Origin of the sequence: Beggiatoa alba B18LD (assembly GCF_000245015.1) — a bacterium.
Classification (GTDB): domain Bacteria; phylum Pseudomonadota; class Gammaproteobacteria; order Beggiatoales; family Beggiatoaceae; genus Beggiatoa; species Beggiatoa alba.
The window spans coordinates 507,763-532,408 of record NZ_JH600070.1; the positions used below are offsets into that span (position 1 = coordinate 507,763).

Annotated in this window: 18 protein-coding genes; 5 read left to right on the forward strand and 13 right to left on the reverse strand. The window is 40.4% G+C overall.

Going from position 1 to position 24,646, the window contains the following annotated elements; translation table 11 throughout:
• Positions 1-32 precede the first annotated feature (32 nt).
• The 5 genes from clpB to BEGALDRAFT_RS02080 all read right to left on the reverse strand — a co-directional run bounded on the left by clpB (position 33) and on the right by BEGALDRAFT_RS02080 (position 7,182).
• Complete coding sequence (gene clpB / locus BEGALDRAFT_RS02060; protein ID WP_002683164.1) at positions 33-2,624, reverse strand: ATP-dependent chaperone ClpB; 2,592 nt, start codon at positions 2,622-2,624, stop codon at positions 33-35.
• A gap of 163 nt (positions 2,625-2,787) precedes the next feature.
• On the reverse strand, positions 2,788-3,432 hold the full coding sequence (locus tag BEGALDRAFT_RS02065; protein WP_002683165.1) for a hypothetical protein: 645 nt from the start codon (positions 3,430-3,432) through the stop codon (positions 2,788-2,790).
• Position 3,433: 1 nt separating this feature from the next.
• Positions 3,434-4,870, reverse strand: a complete 1,437-nt coding sequence (locus BEGALDRAFT_RS02070; RefSeq protein WP_002683166.1) for a response regulator — start codon at positions 4,868-4,870, stop codon at positions 3,434-3,436.
• A gap of 2 nt (positions 4,871-4,872) precedes the next feature.
• Positions 4,873-6,138 carry a tetratricopeptide repeat protein gene (locus BEGALDRAFT_RS02075; RefSeq protein WP_002683167.1) on the reverse strand — a complete coding sequence of 422 codons (1,266 nt, stop codon included), beginning with the start codon at positions 6,136-6,138 and terminating at the stop codon, positions 4,873-4,875.
• A gap of 156 nt (positions 6,139-6,294) precedes the next feature.
• The gene (locus BEGALDRAFT_RS02080) at positions 6,295-7,182 is read right to left on the reverse strand and encodes a tetratricopeptide repeat protein (RefSeq protein WP_002683169.1); all 888 of its coding nucleotides are present in this window, start codon (positions 7,180-7,182) and stop codon (positions 6,295-6,297) included.
• A gap of 285 nt (positions 7,183-7,467) precedes the next feature.
• Here BEGALDRAFT_RS02080 and BEGALDRAFT_RS02085 point away from each other — a divergent pair, with 285 nt between their 5' ends.
• The 5 genes from BEGALDRAFT_RS02085 to BEGALDRAFT_RS02105 all read left to right on the forward strand — a co-directional run bounded on the left by BEGALDRAFT_RS02085 (position 7,468) and on the right by BEGALDRAFT_RS02105 (position 15,146).
• Entirely contained in the window at positions 7,468-8,238 is a 771-nt protein-coding gene (locus BEGALDRAFT_RS02085) for a class I SAM-dependent methyltransferase (RefSeq protein WP_002683171.1), read from the forward strand.
• A 57-nt stretch (positions 8,239-8,295) separates the two neighbouring features.
• Positions 8,296-8,745, forward strand: a complete 450-nt coding sequence (locus BEGALDRAFT_RS02090) for a hypothetical protein (protein ID WP_002683173.1) — start codon at positions 8,296-8,298, stop codon at positions 8,743-8,745.
• 212 nt (positions 8,746-8,957) lie between these two features.
• Entirely contained in the window at positions 8,958-12,326 is a 3,369-nt protein-coding gene (locus BEGALDRAFT_RS02095; protein WP_002683175.1) for a DEAD/DEAH box helicase family protein, read from the forward strand.
• Positions 12,327-12,420: 94 nt separating this feature from the next.
• On the forward strand, positions 12,421-13,995 hold the full coding sequence (locus BEGALDRAFT_RS02100) for a type I restriction-modification system subunit M (RefSeq protein WP_002683177.1): 1,575 nt from the start codon (positions 12,421-12,423) through the stop codon (positions 13,993-13,995).
• Positions 13,995-15,146 carry a restriction endonuclease subunit S gene (locus tag BEGALDRAFT_RS02105; protein WP_002683179.1) on the forward strand — a complete coding sequence of 384 codons (1,152 nt, stop codon included), beginning with the start codon at positions 13,995-13,997 and terminating at the stop codon, positions 15,144-15,146. The genes BEGALDRAFT_RS02100 and BEGALDRAFT_RS02105 overlap by 1 nt, the downstream gene beginning before the upstream one ends.
• A gap of 498 nt (positions 15,147-15,644) precedes the next feature.
• Here BEGALDRAFT_RS02105 and cybH read toward each other — a convergent pair whose 3' ends face one another.
• The 8 genes from cybH to BEGALDRAFT_RS02145 form a co-directional block, all read right to left on the reverse strand.
• Positions 15,645-16,349, reverse strand: coding sequence for a Ni/Fe-hydrogenase, b-type cytochrome subunit (gene cybH, locus BEGALDRAFT_RS02110; RefSeq protein WP_002683182.1), 705 nt, complete (start codon positions 16,347-16,349; stop codon positions 15,645-15,647).
• Between the two features lie 11 nt (positions 16,350-16,360).
• Positions 16,361-18,151 (reverse strand): nickel-dependent hydrogenase large subunit, encoded by a 1,791-nt coding sequence (locus BEGALDRAFT_RS02115; protein ID WP_002683184.1) that lies wholly within the window; start codon positions 18,149-18,151, stop codon positions 16,361-16,363.
• The gene (locus BEGALDRAFT_RS02120; RefSeq protein ID WP_002683186.1) at positions 18,151-19,302 is read right to left on the reverse strand and encodes a hydrogenase small subunit; all 1,152 of its coding nucleotides are present in this window, start codon (positions 19,300-19,302) and stop codon (positions 18,151-18,153) included. The genes BEGALDRAFT_RS02115 and BEGALDRAFT_RS02120 overlap by 1 nt, the downstream gene beginning before the upstream one ends.
• 539 nt (positions 19,303-19,841) lie before the next feature.
• Entirely contained in the window at positions 19,842-20,996 is a 1,155-nt protein-coding gene (locus BEGALDRAFT_RS02125) for a D-alanyl-D-alanine carboxypeptidase family protein (RefSeq protein WP_002683192.1), read from the reverse strand.
• Positions 20,997-21,067: 71 nt separating this feature from the next.
• Positions 21,068-21,562 carry a septal ring lytic transglycosylase RlpA family protein gene (locus tag BEGALDRAFT_RS17730; protein WP_002683194.1) on the reverse strand — a complete coding sequence of 165 codons (495 nt, stop codon included), beginning with the start codon at positions 21,560-21,562 and terminating at the stop codon, positions 21,068-21,070.
• On the reverse strand, positions 21,546-22,544 hold the full coding sequence (mltB, locus tag BEGALDRAFT_RS02135) for a lytic murein transglycosylase B (protein ID WP_002683196.1): 999 nt from the start codon (positions 22,542-22,544) through the stop codon (positions 21,546-21,548). Before mltB ends, BEGALDRAFT_RS17730 begins: the two co-directional genes overlap by 17 nt.
• A gap of 55 nt (positions 22,545-22,599) precedes the next feature.
• The gene (gene rodA / locus BEGALDRAFT_RS02140) at positions 22,600-23,694 is read right to left on the reverse strand and encodes a rod shape-determining protein RodA (RefSeq protein ID WP_002683198.1); all 1,095 of its coding nucleotides are present in this window, start codon (positions 23,692-23,694) and stop codon (positions 22,600-22,602) included.
• A gap of 105 nt (positions 23,695-23,799) precedes the next feature.
• On the reverse strand, positions 23,800-24,600 hold the full coding sequence (locus BEGALDRAFT_RS02145) for a M48 family metallopeptidase (RefSeq protein ID WP_002683200.1): 801 nt from the start codon (positions 24,598-24,600) through the stop codon (positions 23,800-23,802).
• Positions 24,601-24,646: the final 46 nt, after the last annotated feature.

The following is a 24,646-nucleotide window of genomic DNA, read 5'->3' on the forward strand; positions in this document are numbered from 1 at the left end:
AGTCTTAAATTAAAAAGCTGAATTTTAAAGTATTATGCCACTAACGCTGAACGGCGAGTAAATTGGAGTTCTCCATTTTCTACTGACACTTGCACAAGGTCATTTGGCGCGAATTTCCCTTGTAATATCGCTTGCGCTAACGGATTTTCTAACGCATTTTGAATCGCCCGTTTTAACGGTCTTGCGCCATAAACAGGGTCGAAACCAACTTCGCCTAATAAATCTAGTGCGGCATCACTGATACTTAACTCGATACTCATCGCACCTAACCGCTTACGCAATAAGCCAATTTGAATGCCCGCAATCGAACGAATTTGCGCTTTACCTAACGGATGGAAAACCACTACATCATCAATACGATTGATAAATTCAGGGCGGAATTGTTGGCTAACAATCTCCATAACAGCGGCTTTCATCGCATTATAATTATCCTCGCCCGCCATTTCTTGAATCACCTGCGAACCCAAGTTAGAAGTCATCACAATTACCGTATTGCGAAAATCGACCGTACGCCCTTGTCCATCGGTTAAGCGTCCATCATCTAAGACCTGCAACAACACGTTAAAAACTTCAGGATGCGCTTTTTCAACTTCATCCAATAAAATCACGGAATACGGTTTGCGTCGCACGGCTTCCGTTAAATAGCCACCCTCTTCATAGCCCACATAACCAGGAGGTGCGCCAATTAAACGGGCGACGGTATGTTTTTCCATGAATTCAGACATATCAATGCGTATCATTGCCTCTTCAGTATCAAATAAAAATCCTGCTAAGGCTTTACAAAGCTCTGTTTTTCCAACCCCTGTTGGGCCTAAAAATAAGAATGAACCATTCGGGCGATTTGGGTCGGCAAGCCCTGCGCGAGAACGACGAATTGCGTTAGAAACTAATTTCACCGCTTCACTTTGTCCAACAACCCGCTGATGCAAGGCTTCTTCCATACGCAATAATTTATCGCGTTCCCCTTCCAACATTTTACTGACAGGAATGCCCGTCCATTTCGACACAACTTCGGCGATTTCTTCATCTGTCACTTTATTACGCAATAATTGCATTTCCTGCGTTTCTGCTTTGCCCGCAGCCGACAAACGTTTTTCTAGCTCAGGAATGCGCCCATATTGCAATTCTGACATACGGGTTAAATCGCCCGCACGGCGAGCGGTTTCTAGTGCGAGTTTTGCCTGCTCCAACTCTTCCTTAATATGCTGAGAACCTTGCACCGCAGCTTTTTCGCTATTCCATACTTCATTTAAATCAGCCAGTTCACGCTCAGCGCGTTGAATATCCTCGTTAAGCTTTTCTAAGCGTTTTTTCGACGCATCATCGCTTTCTTTTTTCATCGCCTCCCGCTCAATTTTTAACTGAATCAAGCGACGGTCTAATTTATCCATGCGTTCAGGCTTAGAATCGATTTCCATCCGAATCCGACTTGCCGCCTCGTCGATTAAATCAATCGCTTTATCAGGCAATTGACGGTCAGTAATATAACGATGTGACAAAGTGGCAGCGGCGACAATCGCGGGGTCTGTGATATCAACCCCATGATGCACTTCATAACGCTCTTTTAATCCGCGTAAAATCGCAATCGTATCCTCAACATTCGGCTCATCGACCAAGACTTTTTGAAAACGCCGTTCTAAAGCGGCATCTTTTTCAATATATTTACGATATTCATCCAACGTCGTCGCACCAACACAATGCAACTCACCCCGCGCTAAAGCAGGTTTTAACATATTACCCGCATCCATCGCGCCTTCTGCTTTGCCCGCGCCAACCATCGTATGTAATTCATCAATAAACAGAATAATTTGCCCTTCTTGCTTGGCTAAATCATTTAAAACCGCTTTTAAACGTTCCTCAAACTCGCCGCGAAACTTCGCCCCCGCGATTAACGCACCCATATCTAAGGATAAAACCCGCTTTCCCTTTAAACCTTCAGGCACTTCACCGTTAATAATCCGTTGTGCAAGTCCTTCAACAATCGCCGTTTTTCCAACGCCTGGCTCACCGATTAAGACAGGATTGTTTTTAGTCCGCCGTTGTAAAACTTGGATTGTCCGACGAATTTCATCATCGCGCCCAATAACGGGGTCTAATTTACCTTGAATAGCACGTTGTGTTAAATCAATCGTATATTTTTCTAAGGCTTGACGTTTTTCTTCGGCATTGGGGTCGTTAACCGACTCTCCGCCACGCATTTGTTCAATGGCTTTTTCTAAAGCTGTTTTATCAACGCCTGCTTTACGTAATAACTCCCCTAACGTGCCTTGTTCCTCTAAAACTGCGAGCAAAAATAATTCACTAGAAATAAACTGGTCGCGTCGTTTTTGCGCTAATTTATCCGTTATATTTAATAAACGATTGGTATCATTAGAAATATGTAGCTCACCCTCTCGCCCGCTGGTGGTGGGCAAACGGTCTAAAATTTCGGTTAAGCCTGAACGTAATTGATTGATATTAGTCCCAACTCGCATCAATAAATGCCCGACACTGCTATCATTTTGGTCAATTAAGGCGAATAAAATATGTGCAGGTTCGATAAAACGATGATTACGCCCGACAGCAAGGCTTTGGGCTTCTGACAATGCTTGTTGAAAACGAGTCGTTAATTTGTCCATATTCATGATTAAGTATCCCCTCGGTTATGATTTGCTTATTGCACGATGTAAGGATAGCAAGCGGAATTACAAGGAAAATAAACTCGAGTGAAAGGGCTTGAATTATGGGGAGGGATGACTAGAGAGGCATGGGGGAAATGCAAGGTTTTTGATGCTAATTTGTTTAGTTTTAATAATGAGTGAAACGCCAACCCTTATTCATCATTACTTCAAAAGAACATATATCTTCTGGGTTACCACTTAACTTGTTTTCTCGTGTTAGTATTGCATTATCAAATATATGTATATTTGATTTATCTAGTGCATTTTTAAATTTCTGTCTTAACTTTTTTTGCATTTCTTCGCAGATAAACTCATCTTCTTTTTTCGTTTCAATGTAAAGAACAATATTTATTTTTTCTATACGACATAAATAGTTTGCAAATACTTTCTCGTCGTCTTCTGCATTTATCTTAAATGGCAATAAAGCTGAAAGTGTTGAAACAATTTTAATAGTTATATCGTTAACAAACGCCTTAATAAATTCTTTATCGGTTCTATCTAATGACTTGCTTTCTTTAGCAGTATTAAAATTCTTTACTTCTAATAGCCATAAGATAGATTTTTCTACATCAATCACTAAAAAATCAACGCCACTAATTCCATAGTTTTTTTCTTCTGAGTCTGTGGGATTTAGTTTATCCATTAATTTTGGACAAATTAATTCATTTAATCTTTTAAATTTTTCATAAAATTTAGTTTCATCATACTTTATAACCTGATAATTTTTGGGAAAGTTAAAACATAACTCTTTTTCACTAAATGCTTGTTGCATATTATCTATTACTCCGCATAAATCTGACCGACTGCATCAACTGTTCTTCAGAAGCAGTAATATCGCCAATATCATCAATATCATTTGCTTGAGTAACGACTGTATTATTTGTTTCCTTGTCCAACTGCAACCCAAACCACCGAACCTGCACTTTTTTATACTGTTCTTCTGTCAAACAAATTTCAATTTCACGGAGTAAAAATAAGCTATGCGTTGCGATGAAAACTTGCACGCCATGTTTAGAAAGTTCTAATAAAATCGGCGCAATTTCTTTAATAAAATGTGGGTTTAAATTGGCTTCGGGTTCGTCCCAAAATAAATAACCATTTTGTAGCGCGTTGGTTTGTATTAACCGCGATAGCATGGCTAATTTTCGTTGTCCTTCAGAAATTAACTGCGCTTCTAAGCGTCCTTTTTGGGGCGTATTTAGGTAAAAATTGCCATTTTTATCTAGTTCCAGTTTTCCACCAATAAATTCCTCTATTTTATTCACAATTGTTTGTAAACGTTCATCTATTTGTCGCAATTCAAGACCACCCAGCGCGACGCAGACATCGCGCCATGTTTCATCCAAACGCATATAGTGCTTGTCATAAATTGCTTGAAAATTCTGATAAATACCCAGCATTTCCCGTGTGGAAATATAAACAGGGGTTTTATTGATGTATTTAGCGGGCAAGTGTTGAAGTTGGATTTTATCTTCTTTTTTCTGTAAAAAAAGCTGTAAATCACATTCAGGATTTTCAAAACTAAGCTGAATTTCTGCCTGTTCTTGTTGATAACGAATTAAATTGTTCAGAAAGTCAGGACGAAAAACTCTGAAAAATTTATCAGATAAATCTACGTTTAATGTTCCTAAATCGGGGTTTATATCTACTAGGTTGCGCTCCGCAACGGCGGATAAAGTTGCGTAACAGCTTTTAAGAATATGGGTTTTACCTGTCGCATTTTCACCAATGAAAATATTGAGTTGGGGACTAAATTCAAAAGTTTCATTAGAAAATGCCGTGAAGTTTTTTAGCGTGAGAGTTTTAACCGTTGAGTGGTAAGTTGAGTGATAATCAGGGATTTTTTGAACTAATTCCAATAATATTTTAATAAAATCATCAATATTTAAACTAGATTTTTCTACCCATTTATCAACGCCTAATTTTGAGGCTTCAAACGCATCTTGAACGCCACCTTTACCTGTGAGTAAAACCAGCGGAATTTGAATATTTTTTGCTTTAATCTGTTTAATTAACTCTAAACCATCCATTTTTGGCATTTTTAAATCAATGATTGCAATATCAAAATCATTTTTAATCAGTTGTTTTAAACCTGCTTCGCCATCGTTTGCTGTGGTTACAATAAAATCATCTTTTAAAATAGCATTAAGTTCTTCACGCATTTCTTGCTCATCATCAACGGCTAAAATTTGGTATTTATTTGTATTCATGACTAATTATTTCCTATCGGTAATTCAATGTTAAAACATGCACCTTGTGGGATATTGTCTTGATAATCAATATTTCCCTTTAATTCCTCTAGTGATTTTTTTACAAAGTGTAATCCCAAGCCTGTGCCGTGGGCTTTGGTGCTATGGAAAGGGGAAAAAAGATTTTTTTGCTGTTCTTCAGATATGCCTGTCCCGTTATCGCACACACTAAAGCCGACAGTTTCCACATTTTTCCACGTTTTTATCAGAATTTGCGCATTGTTTATTGTTTCTAAAGCATCGCGGGCATTGCTGATTAGATTAATTAAAATTTCTTGCAAAATAAAGTTATTCGCTAACGCTTGCGGATTATCGGGAGACAATTCTATTTGTAAAGTAATTTTATGCGTGTCTAATTGGCTGGCAAAATACTCTTTTACTTGGCTAACAATGGCGTTTAAATCAATATTTTCTACCTGTTTACGGTCGCCACGAGCAAACTCTCTAAATTTTTCAATAATATCGTGTAAGCGGTCAGCCTGTTTTAAAATGCGCTGAAAAATTTCTTGCCCTGTTTCATTCGTTAACTCACCTTTTTCTAAGGCTTTTAAACCCCGTTGGGCAGCCAGTCGCAAAATACCAACAGGATTATTAATATTATGTGCAACACCAGAAGCCATATAACTAAGATAATTCAGTTTTTTACTTTCTTCTAAAGCAATTCGTTGTTCACGTTCTTGTTGTTTTAAGTGTTCATTTTCTGCTTGTAGCTTTTCAGAAATAGCTAAAGCACGTTGAGAAAAATATTGTTCTTTTTCTTTATCACCTAATGCTCTGTAAAAAGTTGCTAAAAAATTACAGCTATTAGCAACATCTATGTGTTCTTTTTCTAATTTTTTTTCACGAATATCTAAAGCTTTTTTAAGAAATTCCTCTGCTTTCTTGTAGTTTCCTTGATATTGATACACAAGACCAAGATTATTCAGACTTCTAGCAATAAGAGTGTGATATTCCGAAAAAATTTTTTTTTGGATATCTAAAGCTTTTTTAAAAAACACTTCTGCTTTTACATAATTTTTCTGACGCTGATACAGATTTCCTAAGTTGTTATAACTATTGGCAATACTGTTATGATCTTTCCACCGATATATTTCTTTCCGAATAGTCAATGCTTCCTCATAATAAGATTCTGCCTCTTGATACTTATTTTCACGTTGGGCATCATTACCCAATTTATCTAACATGTCCGCATATAGTAGGGTTTTATTATTTGTTATCTCTTTTTTCATAATTAGATTATTAGTCAAAACAGGAAGAAGTAGAGAAAGCGGATGAAATGTGGCTAGATAGCAGAAAACAGAATTACAAATATTACCAATTTAGTCATTAAGTTATAAAAAATACCAAAAACATATAACGTTTTTAGTAGCACTATTTATTGTTTTTTACTTTGTACGTGAGGCGTTAGCTTTTTTAAAGAATTCTCTTTCTTTTCTCGTATCACCCACCGTTTGATAAACTTTGGATAAATTCATTAGTGTCTTAGCAACATCAGGATGTTTTTCTCCTAATCGCTTTTCACGGATGGTCAAAGCTTTTTCAAGGTGCGTTATTGCCTGCTCATAGTCTCCAATATCTTTATAAATATTACCCAAATTATTTAAACTACTCGCTACATCAGGATGTTCCTCTTCCAATACTTTTTGGCGGATACTCAAAGACTCTTTAAAGAGTTCTATAGCCCTTTGATAATCGTTATTATGGAGGTGATAAATAAGTGCCAAGTTGTTCAAACTAGTAGCAACGTCAGGGTGCTCTATTCCGAGTATTTTTTTTCGAATAGCTAACGCTTCTTCATGATATTCTTTAGCCTTTTCATATTCATCTAATTTTTGATAGGCTTTTGCTAAATTATTTAGACTATTAGCGACATCAGTGTGTTCTATTCCTAACATTCTTTTTTGAATAGTTAGGGCTTTGTGACTAAATTCTATTGCTTTTTCATAGTTCTCTAGTTTCCGATACACGTCAGATAAACAGTCAAAACTATTAGCTATATCAACAGACTCAGCTCCTAGCGTTTTCTCTTGAAAAGGGATTGCTTCATCAAGCAATAACGATTTTGCTTTTTCATAATCACCTAACGCTAAAAATGCTTTTGCTTTATTTACCAAGCATTTTGCATAATTTTGTTCTTGTCCTTTTATGTCTTTGAATAGTTCTGAAGCTTCTAAAAAACTATCAACCGCTTGTTGATAGTTAGCTGTGTTTAGCGCGTGTACACCTGCTTCAGCTTTTTCATTTGCTAACCGTAAGTGTTCATTGAAGTTCATTGTTTACTCTCCTCATAATAAAGCAAATAAAACTTATTTAAATATACAGGTAAAATTAGTGTTATTCATTAAATCAAGTTTATTAAGTGTGGTATTATAATAACATATTACATTCAATATTTGAATTTTTACGTTCAGAAAACGAAATTCTTACAAAACTGGAGTTATTTACGAACTTCAGGCAATGCAACCGCATATAGCAATAGTGGCAATTTAAAAAACGTGCACTCGCTCGCCAAATGGTTAATATATTAACTTCTTTATAACTTGCAGACAGTCTTAATAATGAGCAACGAAAATAAAACCATCCATGAATTTGATTTAAATATTATTTATGATTATTTTTCAAACACTGAACGGCAAGGGCCGGGAAGTGCAGATATAACGCTCAAAGCATTGAGTTTTATAGAAGGTCTTACCGAAAAATCCAAAATTGCTGATGTTGGTTGTGGAACAGGTGGGCAAACAATGGTGTTGGCAAAAAATACTGCTAGCACAATTATTGGTGTCGAATTGTGGGCTGATTTCATCACACAATTTAACCAAAATGCTAAAAACCAAAACGTTCAAGATAGAGTGAAAGGCGTAGTTGGTAATATGGAAAGCCTTCCATTTCAAAACGGTGAATTGGATTTGATTTGGTCAGAAGGGGCGATTTATAACGTTGGATTTGAACGGGGGTTGAGCGAGTGGCGAAAATTTCTGAAGCAGGGCGGGTATATTGCTGTTACAGAAAATACTTGGTTTACTGAAGAACGCCCTGCTGAAATTCAAGATTTTTGGCAGAAAGCCTATTCTGAAATAGATACGATTTCAAATAAGGTTGCTCAAATGCAAAAAGCAGGTTATCTCCCGATAGCTACTTTTGTCGTCCCTGATACTTGTTGGACAGATTATTATGCTGCGCAAGCAGTGAGACAAGTGGCTTTTTTGAATAAATATCAGGGCAATAAAACGGCAGAGGCGTTTATAGATTATCAACGGTATGAAGCAACGCTATATGATAAATACAAGCAATATTATGGTTATGTGTTTTATATTGGGAAAAAAATTTAAGGCATATCTGATGTGGGCTTTTTAATTTACGTCATCTATTGATGTTTGGAGGGGTAAGTGAGCTTAATTACACGTTTGCCATTTCTCATTCCACGAGTCATTACATGGGCAGAAGAAGTTGCTAATCAAGTGGCTATTAGTGGTGTCGCACTGACCGCGACACAAATTGCGGATGCAAAAATAGTCGGTGTGCAACAGCCTGAACGCATTCGATTGTTAATTGTTGATACAATTCCTTTACCAGAGGAAGCTGAATTACACGCAGCCGCGCAACAAATCGGCTTTTTAAGTGATAATATTTCAGGTCTTACTTTAGGTTATGCCATTTTAATTCGAAGTGGTTATTTAAACCGAACTTTACTTTCTCATGAATGTCGCCATGTTGCTCAATGTGAGCAAGCGGGTTCTATGGATATTTTTTTATCCATATATTTAACCACGGTTGTGTTAATGGGCTATGAAAATTGTCCCTTTGAGCAAGACGCATGGATGCATGAGTTGTCTTAGTCTGTATCTTAATTAGCCGGATTAAAAAGAGAAAGAGTAAAGTATTGGAAACTAAAGGTACACATAACAGACCCTGTAAAATTGACTGTGAAGCCTTAAGACAAAATGTTGAGTTATATCTCAATGCTCACCATTAAACGCGCGGCCCGTTTTGGAATGACTGAAGGGAGAACTCGCCATGCGTTAAAATGTCTAGGGATTATTAGATAATTATGCAATCATTCAATTTTGAATTTTTACGTCCAGAAAACGAAACGCTTGCAAAATTGGGATATTTAGCGGAAGCCGTGTTATTTATTGATGCGGGCAGTACCTTAACCCGTTTACGCAGTTTTGCCGAAGCATTAACCAAAACCATTTATAAACTAGAATGCTTGCCACAACTGCCACAAGCCAGCTTTTACGACTTACTCAATGATACTGTTTTTACCAGTTCTATTAATAAATCCCTGCATTATCAATTAGATTATTTACGAATTTCAGGCAACGCAACCGCACACGGTAATGTTGGGGATTTAAACACCGCACAAAATGCGCTAAAAACCGCGCACCAGCTCGCCAAATACATGGCAGTGCACTATTACGGCAAAAAACTAGCTGATTTACCCGACTTTCAAACCATCCTAGACCCCCGCGCTGAATTAAGCCGTTTAAAAAAATCTGTTTCTCGCTACGAAAAAGAATTACAAGCCCAACAAGAAGAACTCCAGCGGGTGATGAACCAATTAGAAGCGGAACGCCTGCGCAATCATGCCACGCTCACGCCACCCACGCCCAACGAACAACAACACCGCCAGCAACAAAGCCAAAAAGTTGCCGATTCTCTGCAATGGGATGAAGCCAAAACCCGCGCTTTACTCATTGATACGCTGTTATTACAAGCAGGTTGGGATATCAATAACCGCGAACAAGTCGGGCAAGAAGTTGAGGTGATTTATCCCGATAACCAGTCAGGCAAAGGCTATGCGGATTATGTTTTGTGGGGAAATAATGGACAGCCTTTAGCGGTGATTGAGGCAAAACGCTCAGGCAATCACAATTTGCAAGCAGGACGCGAGCAAGCGCGTTTATATGCGGATGCCTTGCAAAAAATGGGTTATCAACGCCCGATTATTTTTTATAGCAATGGTTATGAAACGTTTATTTGGGATGACCAACAATACAATACTTATCGACGGGTTTACGGTTTTTACAGTAAAGAAAGCCTAGAATATCTGATTTATCAACGCCAATACCGCCATAAAAATTTAGAATGTCACAACCCTAACCCTAAAATTGTCGACCGTTTTTACCAAATTGAAGCGATTAAAACCGTCGCCGCCCATTTTCAAAGTCAACGCCGTAAAGCCTTGTTAATTCAAGCCACAGGTACAGGCAAAACACGGGTTGCTATCGCCCTTGTAGAATTACTTTTGCGCATGAGTTGGGCAAAACGGGTGTTATTCCTTTGTGACCGTAAAGAATTGCGCACCCAAACCGACGAAGCCTTTAAGCAAAATCTGCCCAGCGAACCGCGTTGTATTATCGGTGAAACGACTCAAATCGACCAAACCGCACGGGTTTATATCGCCACTTATCCCAGCATGATGAATCGCTTTACTCAACTGGATGTCGGATTTTTTGACTTGATTATTGCTGATGAATCTCATCGCAGTATTTACAATAAATACAGGGATATATTTGATTATTTTGACACGTTGCAAGTCGGTTTAACGGCAACGCCTGTGAAATTTATCAGCCGTAATACTTTCAGTATGTTTGGTTGTGAAAATACCGACCCGACTTTTGAATTTGGTTTAGAAGCGGCGATTAATAACCAACCGCCGTATTTAGTGCCTTATCGAGTCAAAGATTTAAGTACGGATTTTTTACGTGATGGCATTCATTACCATGATTTAGATGCAGAACAACGCCAACAATTAGAGGAAGATTTAGGCGAAGAAGACGCGCAAAATACGCAAATTGAAGGCAAAGACATCGGGCGAAAAATTTTTAGTGAAAGCACCGACAGCATTATTTTAGAAAACCTCATGAAGCACGGCATTAAAGATGCGACAGGCTCATTGGTTGGAAAAACAATTATTTTCGCGCAAAGTCAGAAACATGCGGAGCATTTAGAAACGATTTTTTGTCAGCTTTATCCGCAATTTGGGACGCGGGTGTGTAAAGTCATCCATAACGCGATTCCCAAAGTAGAAAGCCTAATTCGAGAATTTAAACAAGCACATAGTGATTTTCGCATTGCGATTTCTGTCGACATGTTAGACACGGGTATTGATGTACCTGAAATCGTTAACCTTGTGTTTGCAAAGCCTGTTAAATCATGGGTGAAATTTTGGCAAATGATAGGACGCGGGACACGTTTATGTCCGAATTTATTCGGCGCGGGAAAAGATAAAAGCGAATTTCTAATTTTTGACCATTACAGCAATTTTGATTTCTTTGAACAAGCTTATCAAGAACCTGAAGATACGGGGAGTAAATCTTTATTACAAATCACATTTGAAACCCGTTTAGCCTTCGCCAAGTCCGCACTCTCGCGCAATCATGCACAAGCTTTTGATATTGCTATCGGCTTAATTCGTGCTGACATCAATGATTTACCCAGCGACAGCATTGCCGTTAAACGTGTACAACGGTTAATACATGAGTTACAACAAACCCCGCTTTTACAACAATTTACCGCGACGACACAAAATCAATTAGAAAAGCACATTGCGCCCCTGATGAGCAATCGTGTGTTGCATGACCGTCATGCCACTGCGTTCGACAAACTGATTGCTCAATTAGCAAGTTGTTTTATTGAAAAAGCCAGTTGTTTTGAAGTTTATAAAGCTAGATTACTCAATGAATTAGACAGTTTAGCGGTTAATATTCAAGCGGTTCGGCAAAAAGATAAGTTAATCACTGAAATTCGGCATGAGTATTTTTGGCAAACGCTGACTATTCCCGCTTTAGAACGGGTTCGGATGGAATTGCGGGGCATTATGAAATACAGCCAAGCCACACCCAGTAGCAGTTTTAGCATTCCCAGCACCAGCACCGCAGATGCAGGCATTGAAGAAGTTGAACGCGAGATGCAAATTATTGGCGCAGACCAAGCGCAGTTATATCAAGCCAAACTGAAAAAAATCTTGAAAGAAATGGCAAAAAATAACCCCGCGTTGCAGAAAATTCGCAATAACGAGCCAATTAATGAAACTGACTTAAAAATGCTCACTTCTACGCTTTTAACCACGCATCCGACGGTCAGTTTAAAAGCCTTAAATGATTTTTATGAACGCACGGCGACAGAGTTACATCTGACTTTACAAGAGCTTGTCGGTATTGATGAGCAAGCGATTGATAAACATTTCAGCGACTTTTTATTGCAACATCCCACGCTAACCGCGCAACAAACGAAGTTTATTCGGTTGTTAAAAAATCATATTGCTCAATTTGGCAGTATAAAAATTGAAACGTTTTATGAACCTCCTTTTACCAGTCTTTCCGAGCAGGGCATTGATGGCGTATTTCAAAAAACGGATATTGATATGTTGTTTAATGTGTTAAAACCTTTTCTTGTTTCGAGTCGGGCGTGATGGGTTGTTTTTAGGATTTTTGCTACACTATCCCGTTTTGCTTAAATGCCTCGTTTTCCTCATTTCTTTTTAAATAGGGTTTATTCAATACATTATGCTGACAGGTCAATTAAGAAACGACATCGATAAACTGTGGGAAAAATTCTGGACAGGGGGAATTACAAACCCTTTAACCGTTATTGAACAAATCAGTTATTTAATGTTCGCCCGAATGTTGGATATGCAGGAAGAAATGGCGGAGCGTAAATCTGCACGGACGGGGAAAGCTTTCCCGCGTTTGTTTCCTGAAGGGGCAGAAGGGCAATTATTGCGTTGGAGAAATTTTAAAAATCTGTCAGGAAATCAATTATATTCACATTTAAAAAATCAAGTTTTTCCCTTTTTTGCACAATTAGGTAAACAAGTCGGACAAGAAGATATTCAGCAGGCGTTTGGACATATTGGCGAATACATGCAGGATGCTGATTTAGCGATTAAAAATGAATCGGTTTTAGTCGCTGCCTTAGAAATGGTCGACGCGCTTCCTTTGGGGCAAAGTGATGTAAAAGGCGATATTTATGAGTATTTGCTCAGTAAATTAACCACCGCAGGGATTAATGGGCAATTTCGCACACCTCGGCATATTATTGATAAAATCATTGAATTTCTTGACCCGCAACCGACAGAGGTTGTTTGCGACCCTGCGTGTGGCACGGCGGGCTTTTTGGCGCGGGTGATGGAGTATTTAAACCGTCAACATTCTAGTGAGGCGGGGACTTTGTGCGATGAGGAAGGCAATCCGCATTATACGGGAGATTTATTAGAGCCTTATCGAGCGCATATTCATCAGGCGATGTTTTGGGGTTTTGATTTTGATACGACGATGTTGCGCGTTTCTAGTATGAATATGTTGTTGCATGGGGTGAATAGGGCACATATTCATTATCAAGACAGTTTGAATAAGTCTATTTTGCAACACTATCCGCAACAAGCGCATAATTTTTACGATGTTATTTTAGCAAATCCGCCTTTTAAGGGTAGTTTAGATGAAAGTAATACAAACCCCGAATTATTGGCAATGGTGCAGACGAAAAAAACGGAGTTGTTATTTGTTGCGCACATTTTGCGGGCGTTGAAGTTGGGCGGACGGGCGGGGGTGATTGTGCCCGATGGCGTGTTGTTTGGTTCTTCTAAAGCACATCAGCAGTTGCGGGCGCGTTTGTTGGAACAGAATCAGTTAGAGGCGGTTGTGAGTTTGCCGAGTGGGGTTTTTAAACCTTATGCAGGTGTGAGTACCGCGATTTTGTTTTTTACGAAGGGCGGAGAGACGGAGCGCGTTTGGTTTTATGATGTGCAGGCGGATGGTTTTTCGTTGGATGATAAGCGTAATCCATTGAAAGATAATGATTTACCTGATGCGTTAGCGCAGTGGAAAGTGTACCGTCAGTTGTTGCAAACGCAGGCGAGCGTTGAGGCTTTGCAAACAGCGTTTGGGGATAGAACGCAGAAAGCGTTTTTAGTCGAGGCTTCGGAGATTCGGGCGAATAATTATGATTTGTCGATTAATCGGTATAAAACTGTTGTGCATGAAGAAGAATCGTATGAAGACCCGCGTGTAATTTTACAGCGTTTAATGGCGTTGGAAGCGGAAATTATGGGGGATTTGAAGGATTTGGAGGGGTTATTGTGATGTGGGATATGGTGAAGCTGGGGGATGTTTGTACCTTATTGACAGATGGAACACACTATACCCCACCAGATTTGGGTTATGGTATTCCCTTTTTAACGGTTAAAGATGTATCCGATGATGGGCTAGATTTTTATAATTGTTCAAAAATTTCAATTGAAGAATATCAAAAAGCCGATATTGGTAATTCTGCCCCTAAATTAGGTGATGTTTTGTTTTCTAAAGATGGAACAGTTGGAAAGGTTTATGTTGTAAAAGAAAATATAGAATTTGCTGTATTATCATCCTTAGCAATTCTTCGTCCTAATAAAGAACTCGATTCAAGTTATCTTGGTTATGTATTGAAATCACCCATTGTTATTTTACAAGCTAGTAAAAATAAAACAGGTTCTGCTTTAAGAAGAATTATCCTAAATGATATTAAAAAAATTAAAATCCCCCTCCCTCCCCTTGCCGAACAAAAACGAATTGCCACTATTCTCGACAAAGCCGACGCAATCCGACGCAAACGTCAACAAGCCATAAAACTCGCTGACGACTTCCTACGCGCCGTTTTTTTGGATATGTTCGGCGACCCTGTGACGAATCCGAAGGGGTGGGAAAAATTATCAATTGGTGAGTTATGCACAATTGTTAGAGGTAGTTCTCCAAGACCTAAAGAAGACCCTAGATTTTATGGGGGGCTAGTTCCTAGATTGATGGTTGCAGACTTAACTAGAGATGGAAAACTTGTAACACCAAAAATTGATTATTTAACAGAGGAAGGAGCTAAAAAAAGCCGTTTTGTTCAAGCTGGTACAGTTGTAATGGCTGTTAGTGGCAATGTTGGACTTACGTCAATTCTTGCAATAGATGCATGTATTCATGACGGTTTTATTGCTTTTAATAAATTGAATTCAAATCGAGTAAAACCAGAATTTCTCCAAGAAACTTTAATGTTGATGAAAACGACTCATGTATCTAGGCAGGCAGGAGCAATATTTCAAAATCTAACTACAACTCAAATTAAAGAAATGAAGATTCCTTTACCTCCTATAGAGTTACAAAATAAATATCTAATATTAGTTAAAAAATTTACAGAGATACCTATTAAGCTCAGCGTAGATGAGCTATTTAATTCCCTCTCACAACGCGCATTCTCAGGCAAACTCTAAACCTGCTAGCCTCTAAAACCCTAGCAGATTTACAACATGCCCCCGAACTCAAGGACTGCCAGTCCTTCGAGGACTGGCAGTCCTAAATCGTGCACCCCTCGCCAACTTTCCGCCAACATAATCCATTCACACAATCAACAAGTCTTTTAACATAAACTATTAACGCGAGTACGGCGAGTTTTATAAAATAAAACAGAGACCTGTTAGGTTTTCAAAACCTAGCAGGTCTGTCGGAACACGCGAATCGGTTTGAAGGACTGGCAGGGACTACTCTCTTATTTTTTATCAAGATTCATCAGACAAGATTAAAACCTTGTCTGAATCAGAATTTTCAGAATTAAAAAGACAAGAAAATTAAAAGAATAAAAAATTATGTTTTTAATTGTTTTTAATTCTGCTAATTCTGATTCAGACAAAAAAAGACCTGCTAGGTTTTCAAAACCTAACAGGTCTCTGTTTTATTTTATAAATCTCGCCGTACTCGCGTTAAATTATTAATTATTCGCGAGAGTCTTTAAACATCCGATAACCGCTTATCATGGTGCTGACCAGACTTTGACGGGACATAATGTCCTCACGAATCGCGGCGTAAATATGTATCATCACGAAAATTAATACTGCCCACATGCCTAGCTGGTGAAAAGTATGGACATCTTGGCTTTGTCCAACCAGTGGAATAAACCAGCCAAATAGGACATATTGCCAACTGCCTTCGCCCGTGCCTTCCGCGTATAAGGCAAATCCTGTCAGCATCATAAACGGTGAGCCTAAGGTGATGAAGAAAAACATGGCGAGTTGTGCTAATGGGTTATGTCCAATGTATTTTTTGGGTTCTTTGGCAAGAAAGAAGTACCAACGTAATTCATAAATGACTTCTGACCACCATTTGAGATTGAATATCGGTAGGATAAACAATTGTCTGGAGTGGTGATTGCCAAAAAATGCCCAGTATATCCGCGCAAAAAAGCCGATAGTGAAAATGTAGGCGGTGACAAAATGGGTAAAGCGGATATAACCCATGATGAAGTGTTCACTCGCTTCCCCGCCAATGCTGGGCAGGGGATGAGAGATTAAGTAGCCTGTAATCATTAATATCGTGATGCACAGCGCGTTAATCCAGTGCCATAAACGCACAGGAATTTCATAGACATAAACCGATTGTACATAACGGAATTTCGGTTTTGTTTCTTCGGATGTTGCCATGTGAACCTCCGTTATAAAACTTTGACTTTTGCCAGTTCTTGCCCGTCAGGGGAGATGACGTGGGTAGAGCAGGCTAAACAAGGGTCAAAACTGTGTAGTGTCCGTAAGATTTCTAAGGGTTGGTCAGCCACAGCGACGGGGGTGTCGAGTAGTGAGGCTTCGTATGCACCGATTTGTCCTTGTGGGTCACGCGGTGAGGCGTTCCATGTGGTAGGGACAACGGCTTGATAGTTGGCAATTTTGCCATTTTCAACGACAACCCAATGTCCTAGTGCACCACGTGGGGCTTCCCCGTAGCCAACCCCTTTGACTTTACCCCATAAGGTTGGGTCCCATTTTTCCATATTGGCGGTGTTGGAATCGCCTGCTTTGATGTTGGCAATGAGTTTGTCGAATTGGCGACGCATTTCATGGGCTGACCAAGAGGCTTCTAAACCCCGCGCAGCGGTGCGTCCTAAGGTGGAAAACAGCGCGGTAACGGGTAGCCCTAAGTCGCTTAATAGTTTGTCGACGGGTTCTTTAAACTCGGGCATGTTTTTGGCGTAGCCGATGATGTAGCGAGCCAAAGGCCCGACTTCCATCGCGTGACCTTTCCAACGGGGGGATTTAATCCAAGAGTATTTGGCAGATTCGTCGATTTGTTCGATGTTGGTCTTTGTGCCTTTGGATTTGCTACCGAGTTCAAATTTTGGCTCAGTAACGCCGTCCCATGGGTGTAAGCCTTTGCTTTCATCGGCGTAGGCATACCATGAATGACTGACAAACTCTTGAATTTGGCTAGGGTCACGTAGGTCGACATCGTGAACGGTGGATAAGTCGCCGTTAAGAATCGCGCCTGCAGGCATTAACAGGCTCTTATTGGTGTAGTCGTTTGCAATATCAGGGAATTCACCATAAGACAGTACGTTTTTACCTGATAAACCACCGCCATATAACCAGTCTTTGTAAAACATGGCAATGGCTTTAAGGTCAGGGACATAGACCTTGTCAATAAAGTCGATGGTTTGGTCGATGATACTGCTGACCATGTTGAGGCGTTCCATGTTAATCGCCCCGACCGCGCCCGTATTATCCAAGTTAATTGCGCAGGGCATCCCGCCAACCAGCCAGTTAGGATGGGGATTTTTTCCACCGAATACAGTGTGAATTTTAACAATTTCTTTTTGGAAATCTAGGGCTTCTAAGTAATGCGCAACCGCCATTAAGTTGGCTTCGGGCGGTAGTTTATACGCAGGGTTGCCCCAGTAGCCATTCATGAATGGCCCTAGTTGTCCTGATTCGACGAAAGCTTTTAAACGGGTTTGAATATCAAGGAAATATCCAGGGGAGGATAGGGGCCAACTGGAAATACTTTGGGCTAATTCAGAGGTTTTTTTCGGGTCGGCTTTTAACGCGCTAACGACATCGACCCAGTCTAATGCATGTAAATGATAAAAATGAACTAAATGGTCATGTGCGTATAAACAGAGTTGCATTAAGTTACGAATGATATTCGCATTGGTTGGGATTTTAATCCCTGCTGCATCTTCTACCGCACGAACAGAGACAAGCGCGTGTGTGCCTGTACAAACGCCACAAATCCGCTCACAGAATGCCCAAGCATCGCGGGGGTCGCGCCCTTTTAAAATCACTTCTAAACCGCGCCACATTGTCCCCGTAGAAACGGCGTTACGAATGACGTTGTTTTCGTCTAAATTGACCTCACAACGCATATGCCCTTCGATACGGGTGACAGGGTCAACAACAACCCGTTTGCCACTATCATCTAAAGAAAACCCGTTAGGGGTTGTTACCACTGCCATTATTGTTCGCTCCTTTCTACTGCATTATCACTACTGTCTGTCGTTTGGATGGTGTTGCCTTTGCGGGCGCGTTGAATCGCGGTTGCGGCGATGTGGGCGACAATCGCACCACCCACTGCGCCAGCGGCAACCATGCCGACTTTATCCGCTTGGGCTTCAACACCGATGTGTTCGCCCATTTTGGCAGCCCCGTCGAAATAATGTCCGACATCGGTAACGCGGTCATAAAATGAGCCTTTATCCCAAAAGCCATCTTCAGAACAGCCAATACAGCCATGACCTGAGCCAATCGGGAAAGATACGCCTTCATTCCAGCGCACAGTAGAACAAGCGTTATAAGTCGTCGGCCCTTTACAGCCGACTTTATACAAACAGTAACCTTTGCGAGCGTTTTCGTCGTCCCATGTTTCCACATATTGCCCTGCGTCAAAATGCGGACGGCGGTAGCATTTGTCGTGAATCCGTTGCCCATAGAACATTTTAGGACGACCTTGGCGGTCTAATTCGGGTAAACGTCCAAAGGTGAGCATATAAGTGACAACGCCAGTCATGACTTCTGCAATCGGTGGGCAACCAGGAATTTTAATGACGGGTTTATCTAAAATGACTTTATGCACAGGGGTTGCTTGAGTGGGATTAGGCTTTGCGGCTTGCACACAGCCCCAAGAGGCACAAGAACCCCATGCAATAATGGCTTTCGCGCCTTCGGCAGCGCGTTTTAATTGTTCGACAAAGGGTTTTCCACCGATGATGCAATACATCCCATCTTCATTTAAGGGCGGATTACCTTCAACGGCAAGAATGTAATTGCCTTTATACTTGGTAATGGTTTCTTCTAAACAGGCTTCGGCTTGATGTCCAGCGGCAGCCATTAACGTATCGTCATAATCCAATGACAACATGGAAAGCACCACATCCTTAGCGAGGGGATGCGCGGAGCGAATAAAGGATTCAGAGCAACAGGTACATTCTAAGCCGTGTAACCAAACGACAGGGGTACGTGGTTTAGTTTCCATTGCATGAGCAATTTGTCCGACATATTCGGGCCCTAAACCCAATGCGGCAGCAGTTAGACTGCAAAATTTGAGGAAACTCCGCCGAGTGATGCCTTGTCGGCGCATCACCTCGTAGTAGGTATCAGTTGTGGACATGGTGGTTTTCCTAGTTCAAAGACTTTTTGAAAATGCCTTACACACTTGTTATTAGGCATTGAGTTATCACAAGCGTATAAATGAAACAGATGAGGTACTCACTATAAAGAAAGTGAACCCTGTTAATCAATCTGAATTTTTAAGGGAGAAAAGAATAGAATTCCTGAGTTTTTTGCTCTATTTTTAGCGAGGATAATAGTTGATTTTAATAATAGGTTATATGGATTTTATTTTTTAAAATAAATGAGTTACCAGTTAAAAAGGCTTAATAGTGCGCTAACTTATCTTGTTTTATGCGTTACGAAGTGAAACACGTAGAAAAGAACGATATGGTTGTACTAAACCAGAGTCCTATTTTTGTCTGAATCAGAATTTTCAGAATTAGCAGGATTAAAAAGCGTGATTCACCTGACTTTTTGGTTTGAGGGTTTTAAATCCTGTTAATCCTGATTCAGACAAGCTGTTGTCTTTTTTTAAAAGAAACTCGCCGAACTGTCGTCGAGAGCCATCGTATCGGGTGAAAATACAATGTCCTGCATTTATTCCCACAGTGACCAGAAGTAATCTATTGATTGTTGAAACCAGTTGCCTGTATTGACATTGTTTAATGCAATAATGGGACGTTCTGCAATAGCTTGGTTGGCAATGCGAATAATTAAACGTCCATAAGTTGCGCCCGCACTGACAGGCGCAATAATTTTACCGTTTAACTGGATACTCGCACTTAATTGGGCATATTGTCCTTTCGGAATTGTAATATAAAGAGAATCTGCTAAACCTAAAGCCACTTGTCCGACTTCTCCTTGCCAGACTTTTTCATTATTTAAGGCTTGTCTGGGTTTATAAAGTTCGTAAGTTTCAAAAAAGCGGAAGCCGTATTCCAGCATTTTTTGATTTTCATCAGCACGTTCTGTTCTGCCTGCTGTGCCCATAATAACGCCAATTAAACGCATTTCTCCTCGTTTAGCAGAGGCGATTAGGCAATAGCCTGCTGTTTCGGTATAGCCTGTTTTTACCCCATCAACGCTGGCATCTCGCCATAATAATAAATTGCGATTTGTTTGTGTGATGTTGTTGTAAGCAAACTCTTTTTCTGAGTAGTAGCGGTAATATTCTGGAAAATCTCGAATTAAGGCTTTTGCCATATAGGCAAGGTCGCGCGTAGTGCTGTAATGATTTTCTACGGGTAAGCCCGTGGTATTGGCATAACGGGTATTTTTAAGCCCTAACTGTTGTGCTTTGCGGTTCATCAGGTCGACAAAGGTTTCTTCAGAACTGCTGACGTATTCCGCAAGCGCGACGCTGGCATCATTGCCTGATTGGATAATCATGCCTTTGATTAAAGACTCTAGCGGTACACGACTGTTGACTTCAACATACATGCGTGAACCTGACATTTTCCATGCTTTTTCGCTAATCAAGACTTCATCGGTCAATTTAATCCGCCCTGTTTTTAAGGCTTCAAAGACGATATAAGCCGTCATGAGTTTGGTTAGGCTTGCGGGGTCTATACGTTCATCTGCGCCTTTTTCCATCAAAATGGCATCGCTGTGAAAATCTAGTAAGAAGTAGTTGCGTGCGGATAAGGTTGGTGGCGTTGGGGCAAGGTTCGTAATGGATTCAGCGTGACTTATCCATGGGTATATCAATAAACCCAGTAATAAGAGGCTGTAAAATCTTCGCAAAATCATCATGATGGTCACTTTAATTTTAAAGTAAAAAGGGGTTTACCTATCTTTGCAGGATTAATGCCCATATTGCCTGATTAAGGTGTACTGAGCAGGCGGATATTGACAAGGCGATTTGCTTGATTTATCAGCCCAATTCGTTTTGCTGCGTCATAGGCAAGACGAATATTTGTCTGGTTATCAGTCAATCTGTCGTTAATCGTCACAATCACGCTTTGTCCTGTTTGTAGGGAAGTGACTTGAACACGGCTATATAAGGGTAATGTTGCATGGGCAGCCGTCATTTTGTATAAGTCGTAAACTTCGCCGCTGGCTGTTTTCATCCCATGTACGCCTAAATCGTACCAACTGGCATTTCCACGGGTTTGATAATTCACGGGTTGGGTAATCGTTGGCGTGGTTGTTCGAGTAGCGGGGTTAGGTAAGGTTGTTGTTGCCGAGCTAGCGGGGGGATTGGCAACGGATGAGCGGGGAGCGGGCGTAACGGTGTGCGTTGGTGTTGTATTGGCACAACTGCTGAGACCAAAAGCTAAAAGGGTTAATAAACTTAAAAAATTAGTGCGCTTGTCCATAATACAATGTTGCAATGTCGGTGGCTAATTGATAAACCGCCATCGCGTAGCGGTTACTCCGATTGTAGCGGGTGATAACAAAAAAGTTGTTTAATCCAAACCAATAGGCTTTCCCTTGTTCAGTTTCTAAATCAATTAAAAGCCCTAATGTTTGGTCGGGTAAATCGCCATAAAATAGCAAGCCATTTTGTTTAAACCAGCCTAAAGAACGATTCATTTTAAAATCCAGACTTAACAAGGTTTTTTCCGCGTCGGGGCGTACTTGCGTTGCAATCATGACGGGTTGTCGAGTTTGCCAGCCATGTTGTTTGAAATAATTGGCAACACTTCCAATTGCATCGGTTGGATTTGTCCAAATATTGCGATGTCCATCGTTGTCGAAATCGACGGCATAGTTGCGAAAACTACTGGGCATAAATTGCCCTAAACCCATCGCGCCTGCATAAGAGCCTTTTAAACTTAAAGGGTTAATTCTTTCATCTCGAGTTAAGAGTAGAAAATTTTCTAATTCACCTCGAAAGTAGTCGGCACGGCGCGGATAATTAAAAGCCAGTGTTACGAGTGCGTCTAACACTCGATAACTGCCCATGTTTTGCCCGTAAAACGTTTCTACGCCAATAATCGCAACAATGAATTCAGCAGGAACGCCATATACTTGTTCTGCACGTTGTAAAGCCGCTGCATTTTCTTGCCAAAAGGCAACCCCGCCATTAATGCGTTTGTCATTAATAAATATTTTGCGGTATTCATACCACGGGCGGGCTTTGCCTGATTTTGGTGGGGTAATGGCTTTGATAATGCTTTGTTTGACTTCGGCTTGTGCGAGTAAGCGATTGAGGGAGGCATAATCAAAACCGTGTTGATTTACCATATCCGCAATAAATTCCGCTTGTGTGGTCGCAAAACTATTAAGACTATAGAAACTGAGTAAAAGACTCAGTCCAATTGATTGGATAAAAGCTAAGGAAAAGTGTTTATTCATGATGGAATACAGTCAAGAAATAACCGTGAATGTGTACTGTCAGTTTTAAGAATAATCAGTTCGACAACAGTCGTTTATGTGTGTGTACCCCCATTAACAGTCCAAAACCAGCCATCAGTGTTACAACAGAAGTACCACCGTAACTAATCATGGGTAGTGGTACACCGACAACAGGAAAAATACCTGTTACCATTCCCATATTGATAAAAATGTAAATAAAGAAAGTCAGGATTAAGCTACCTGCTAATAGGCGAGAAAAACTGCCTTGTGCTTGTGCGGCAATTATCATGCCTCGTGTGAGAATAAAAATATAAACTGATAGTAGTAAAAGAATCCCTAATAGCCCAAATTCTTCGGAATAAACTGCAAAAATAAAGTCGGTGGAGCGTTCAGGTAAAAATTCTAAATGGGATTGTGTGCCATTTAACCAGCCTTTGCCATAAATCCCGCCTGAGCCAATGGCGATTTGTGATTGAATGATATGGTAGCCTGTGCCTAAAGGGTCGGCTTCAGGGTTTAATAAGGTTAAAACCCGTTGCCGTTGATAGTCATGCATCACATTCCAAAGGGCATAACCTGCAACGGGTGCGATAGCTAATAAGCTGAAAATCAATTTCCATGGAATCCCCCCCAATAACAGGACAAATGTCCCCGCCGCGCCTACTAATAAGGCTGTTCCTAAATCAGGTTGTTTGGCAATTAATAACATGGGGACAGCTATCAATAGCGTTGCAATGGCTAAACGAAAATAGGTCGGCGGTAATGGGCGGTCAGCAACAAACCAAACAACCATTAAAGGAACGGCTAATTTCATTAATTCCGACGGTTGAAAGCGTACAATACCAAAATCTAACCAACGTTGTGCCCCTTTGCTGATGTCGCCGATTAAAATCACTGCAATGAGCATAATCACGCCAGCTAGATAAATCCAAGGAACCCAACGTATTAATTGCTGAGGGTGAATCTGTGCAATGATAAACATCACGCCGAATCCTAATAAAATTCGTAATGCTTGTTTAAAGACAAGGTCTAAATCTTGCCCATCAGCACTGTAAACAACCACAAGACCGATGGAAGCTAAGATAATAAGACCAAATAATAAGGGTTTATCTAAGTGTAAAAAATGCGTGGTGTTCAGATTGGTTTGCATGACAGGCACAGACCATCGGGAATTAAGGATACAATGTTACTATTGTATCCTGTTTTATTTGTGGATTGACGCTTAACAAACGGATTGATTATTTAAGCCTTGTTTTTATAAACGGCAATTAGGCGTTCTGCCTTGTTTTTTTGCGGTCTCATATAATTGCATAGCTTGTGGCATGGCATTAGATAATTGTTGAATACGGGTTTCGTGGGCGGGGTGGGTTGATAAAAACTCTGGAGGCTGTCCTTGACTGGCGGCTGACATGTTTTGCCAGAGTTGAATACTTTGGCGAGGGTCAAACCCTGCATTTGCCATCAATTGCAAGCCGATAATATCCGCTTCACTTTCTTGCGTGCGTCCATAAGGTAATAACACGCCAAATTGTGCGCCAACACCTAACGCTGCCATGGTCAATTGAGCGGTTTGTGATTGTGGATTAGACAGTGACGCTTGCACCGCTTGTAACCCTGTTTGTAACAAGGTTTCTTGAGAGACACGTTCATTGCCATGTTGTGCTAACACATGCCCAATTTCATGCCCGATGACTGCAGCTAACTGGTGCTGATTATTTGCAACGGGTAAAAGCCCTGTATAAACCCCGATTTTTCCACCAGGTAAGGCAAAAGCGTTTACTGATTCATCATCTTGAAATACAGCAACTTCCCAGTTTTGTACATTACTATTTGTCACTCTCACGATAGCATTGGTAATACAAGACACATAAGTCTGTTTACGCTTATCTGTCGATAAAGGCGTTTCTTGCTTTAAGTTCTCAAACGTTTGCAAGCCCATTTTATCCATTTCATCAGCAGGCATAAAAACCAACTGATTACGTCCTAAGGGAGATGTTGCACAACTGTTTAAGAAAAGTAGCCCCCCTAAGAGCCAACATCTTTTTTGGTTCATCATAGTTAACCTCATACATAATCAACGTGATAATGCAAATAGTAGCGGT

What these genes read in the sequence shown, in the direction of transcription:
- clpB (WP_002683164.1), bottom strand. Translation starts at nt 2,624, where the DNA reads ATGAATATGGACAAATTAACGACTCGTTTTCAACAAGCATTGTCAGAA.
- BEGALDRAFT_RS02065 (WP_002683165.1), bottom strand. Translation starts at nt 3,432, where the DNA reads ATGCAACAAGCATTTAGTGAAAAAGAGTTATGTTTTAACTTTCCCAAA.
- BEGALDRAFT_RS02070 (WP_002683166.1), bottom strand. Translation starts at nt 4,870, where the DNA reads ATGAATACAAATAAATACCAAATTTTAGCCGTTGATGATGAGCAAGAA.
- BEGALDRAFT_RS02075 (WP_002683167.1), bottom strand. Translation starts at nt 6,138, where the DNA reads ATGAAAAAAGAGATAACAAATAATAAAACCCTACTATATGCGGACATG.
- BEGALDRAFT_RS02080 (WP_002683169.1), bottom strand. Translation starts at nt 7,182, where the DNA reads ATGAACTTCAATGAACACTTACGGTTAGCAAATGAAAAAGCTGAAGCA.
- BEGALDRAFT_RS02085 (WP_002683171.1), top strand. Translation starts at nt 7,468, where the DNA reads ATGAGCAACGAAAATAAAACCATCCATGAATTTGATTTAAATATTATT.
- BEGALDRAFT_RS02095 (WP_002683175.1), top strand. Translation starts at nt 8,958, where the DNA reads ATGCAATCATTCAATTTTGAATTTTTACGTCCAGAAAACGAAACGCTT.
- BEGALDRAFT_RS02100 (WP_002683177.1), top strand. Translation starts at nt 12,421, where the DNA reads ATGCTGACAGGTCAATTAAGAAACGACATCGATAAACTGTGGGAAAAA.
- BEGALDRAFT_RS02105 (WP_002683179.1), top strand. Translation starts at nt 13,995, where the DNA reads ATGTGGGATATGGTGAAGCTGGGGGATGTTTGTACCTTATTGACAGAT.
- cybH (WP_002683182.1), bottom strand. Translation starts at nt 16,349, where the DNA reads ATGGCAACATCCGAAGAAACAAAACCGAAATTCCGTTATGTACAATCG.
- BEGALDRAFT_RS02115 (WP_002683184.1), bottom strand. Translation starts at nt 18,151, where the DNA reads ATGGCAGTGGTAACAACCCCTAACGGGTTTTCTTTAGATGATAGTGGC.
- BEGALDRAFT_RS02120 (WP_002683186.1), bottom strand. Translation starts at nt 19,302, where the DNA reads ATGTCCACAACTGATACCTACTACGAGGTGATGCGCCGACAAGGCATC.
- BEGALDRAFT_RS02125 (WP_002683192.1), bottom strand. Translation starts at nt 20,996, where the DNA reads ATGATGATTTTGCGAAGATTTTACAGCCTCTTATTACTGGGTTTATTG.
- BEGALDRAFT_RS17730 (WP_002683194.1), bottom strand. Translation starts at nt 21,562, where the DNA reads ATGGACAAGCGCACTAATTTTTTAAGTTTATTAACCCTTTTAGCTTTT.
- mltB (WP_002683196.1), bottom strand. Translation starts at nt 22,544, where the DNA reads ATGAATAAACACTTTTCCTTAGCTTTTATCCAATCAATTGGACTGAGT.
- rodA (WP_002683198.1), bottom strand. Translation starts at nt 23,694, where the DNA reads ATGCAAACCAATCTGAACACCACGCATTTTTTACACTTAGATAAACCC.
- BEGALDRAFT_RS02145 (WP_002683200.1), bottom strand. Translation starts at nt 24,600, where the DNA reads ATGATGAACCAAAAAAGATGTTGGCTCTTAGGGGGGCTACTTTTCTTA.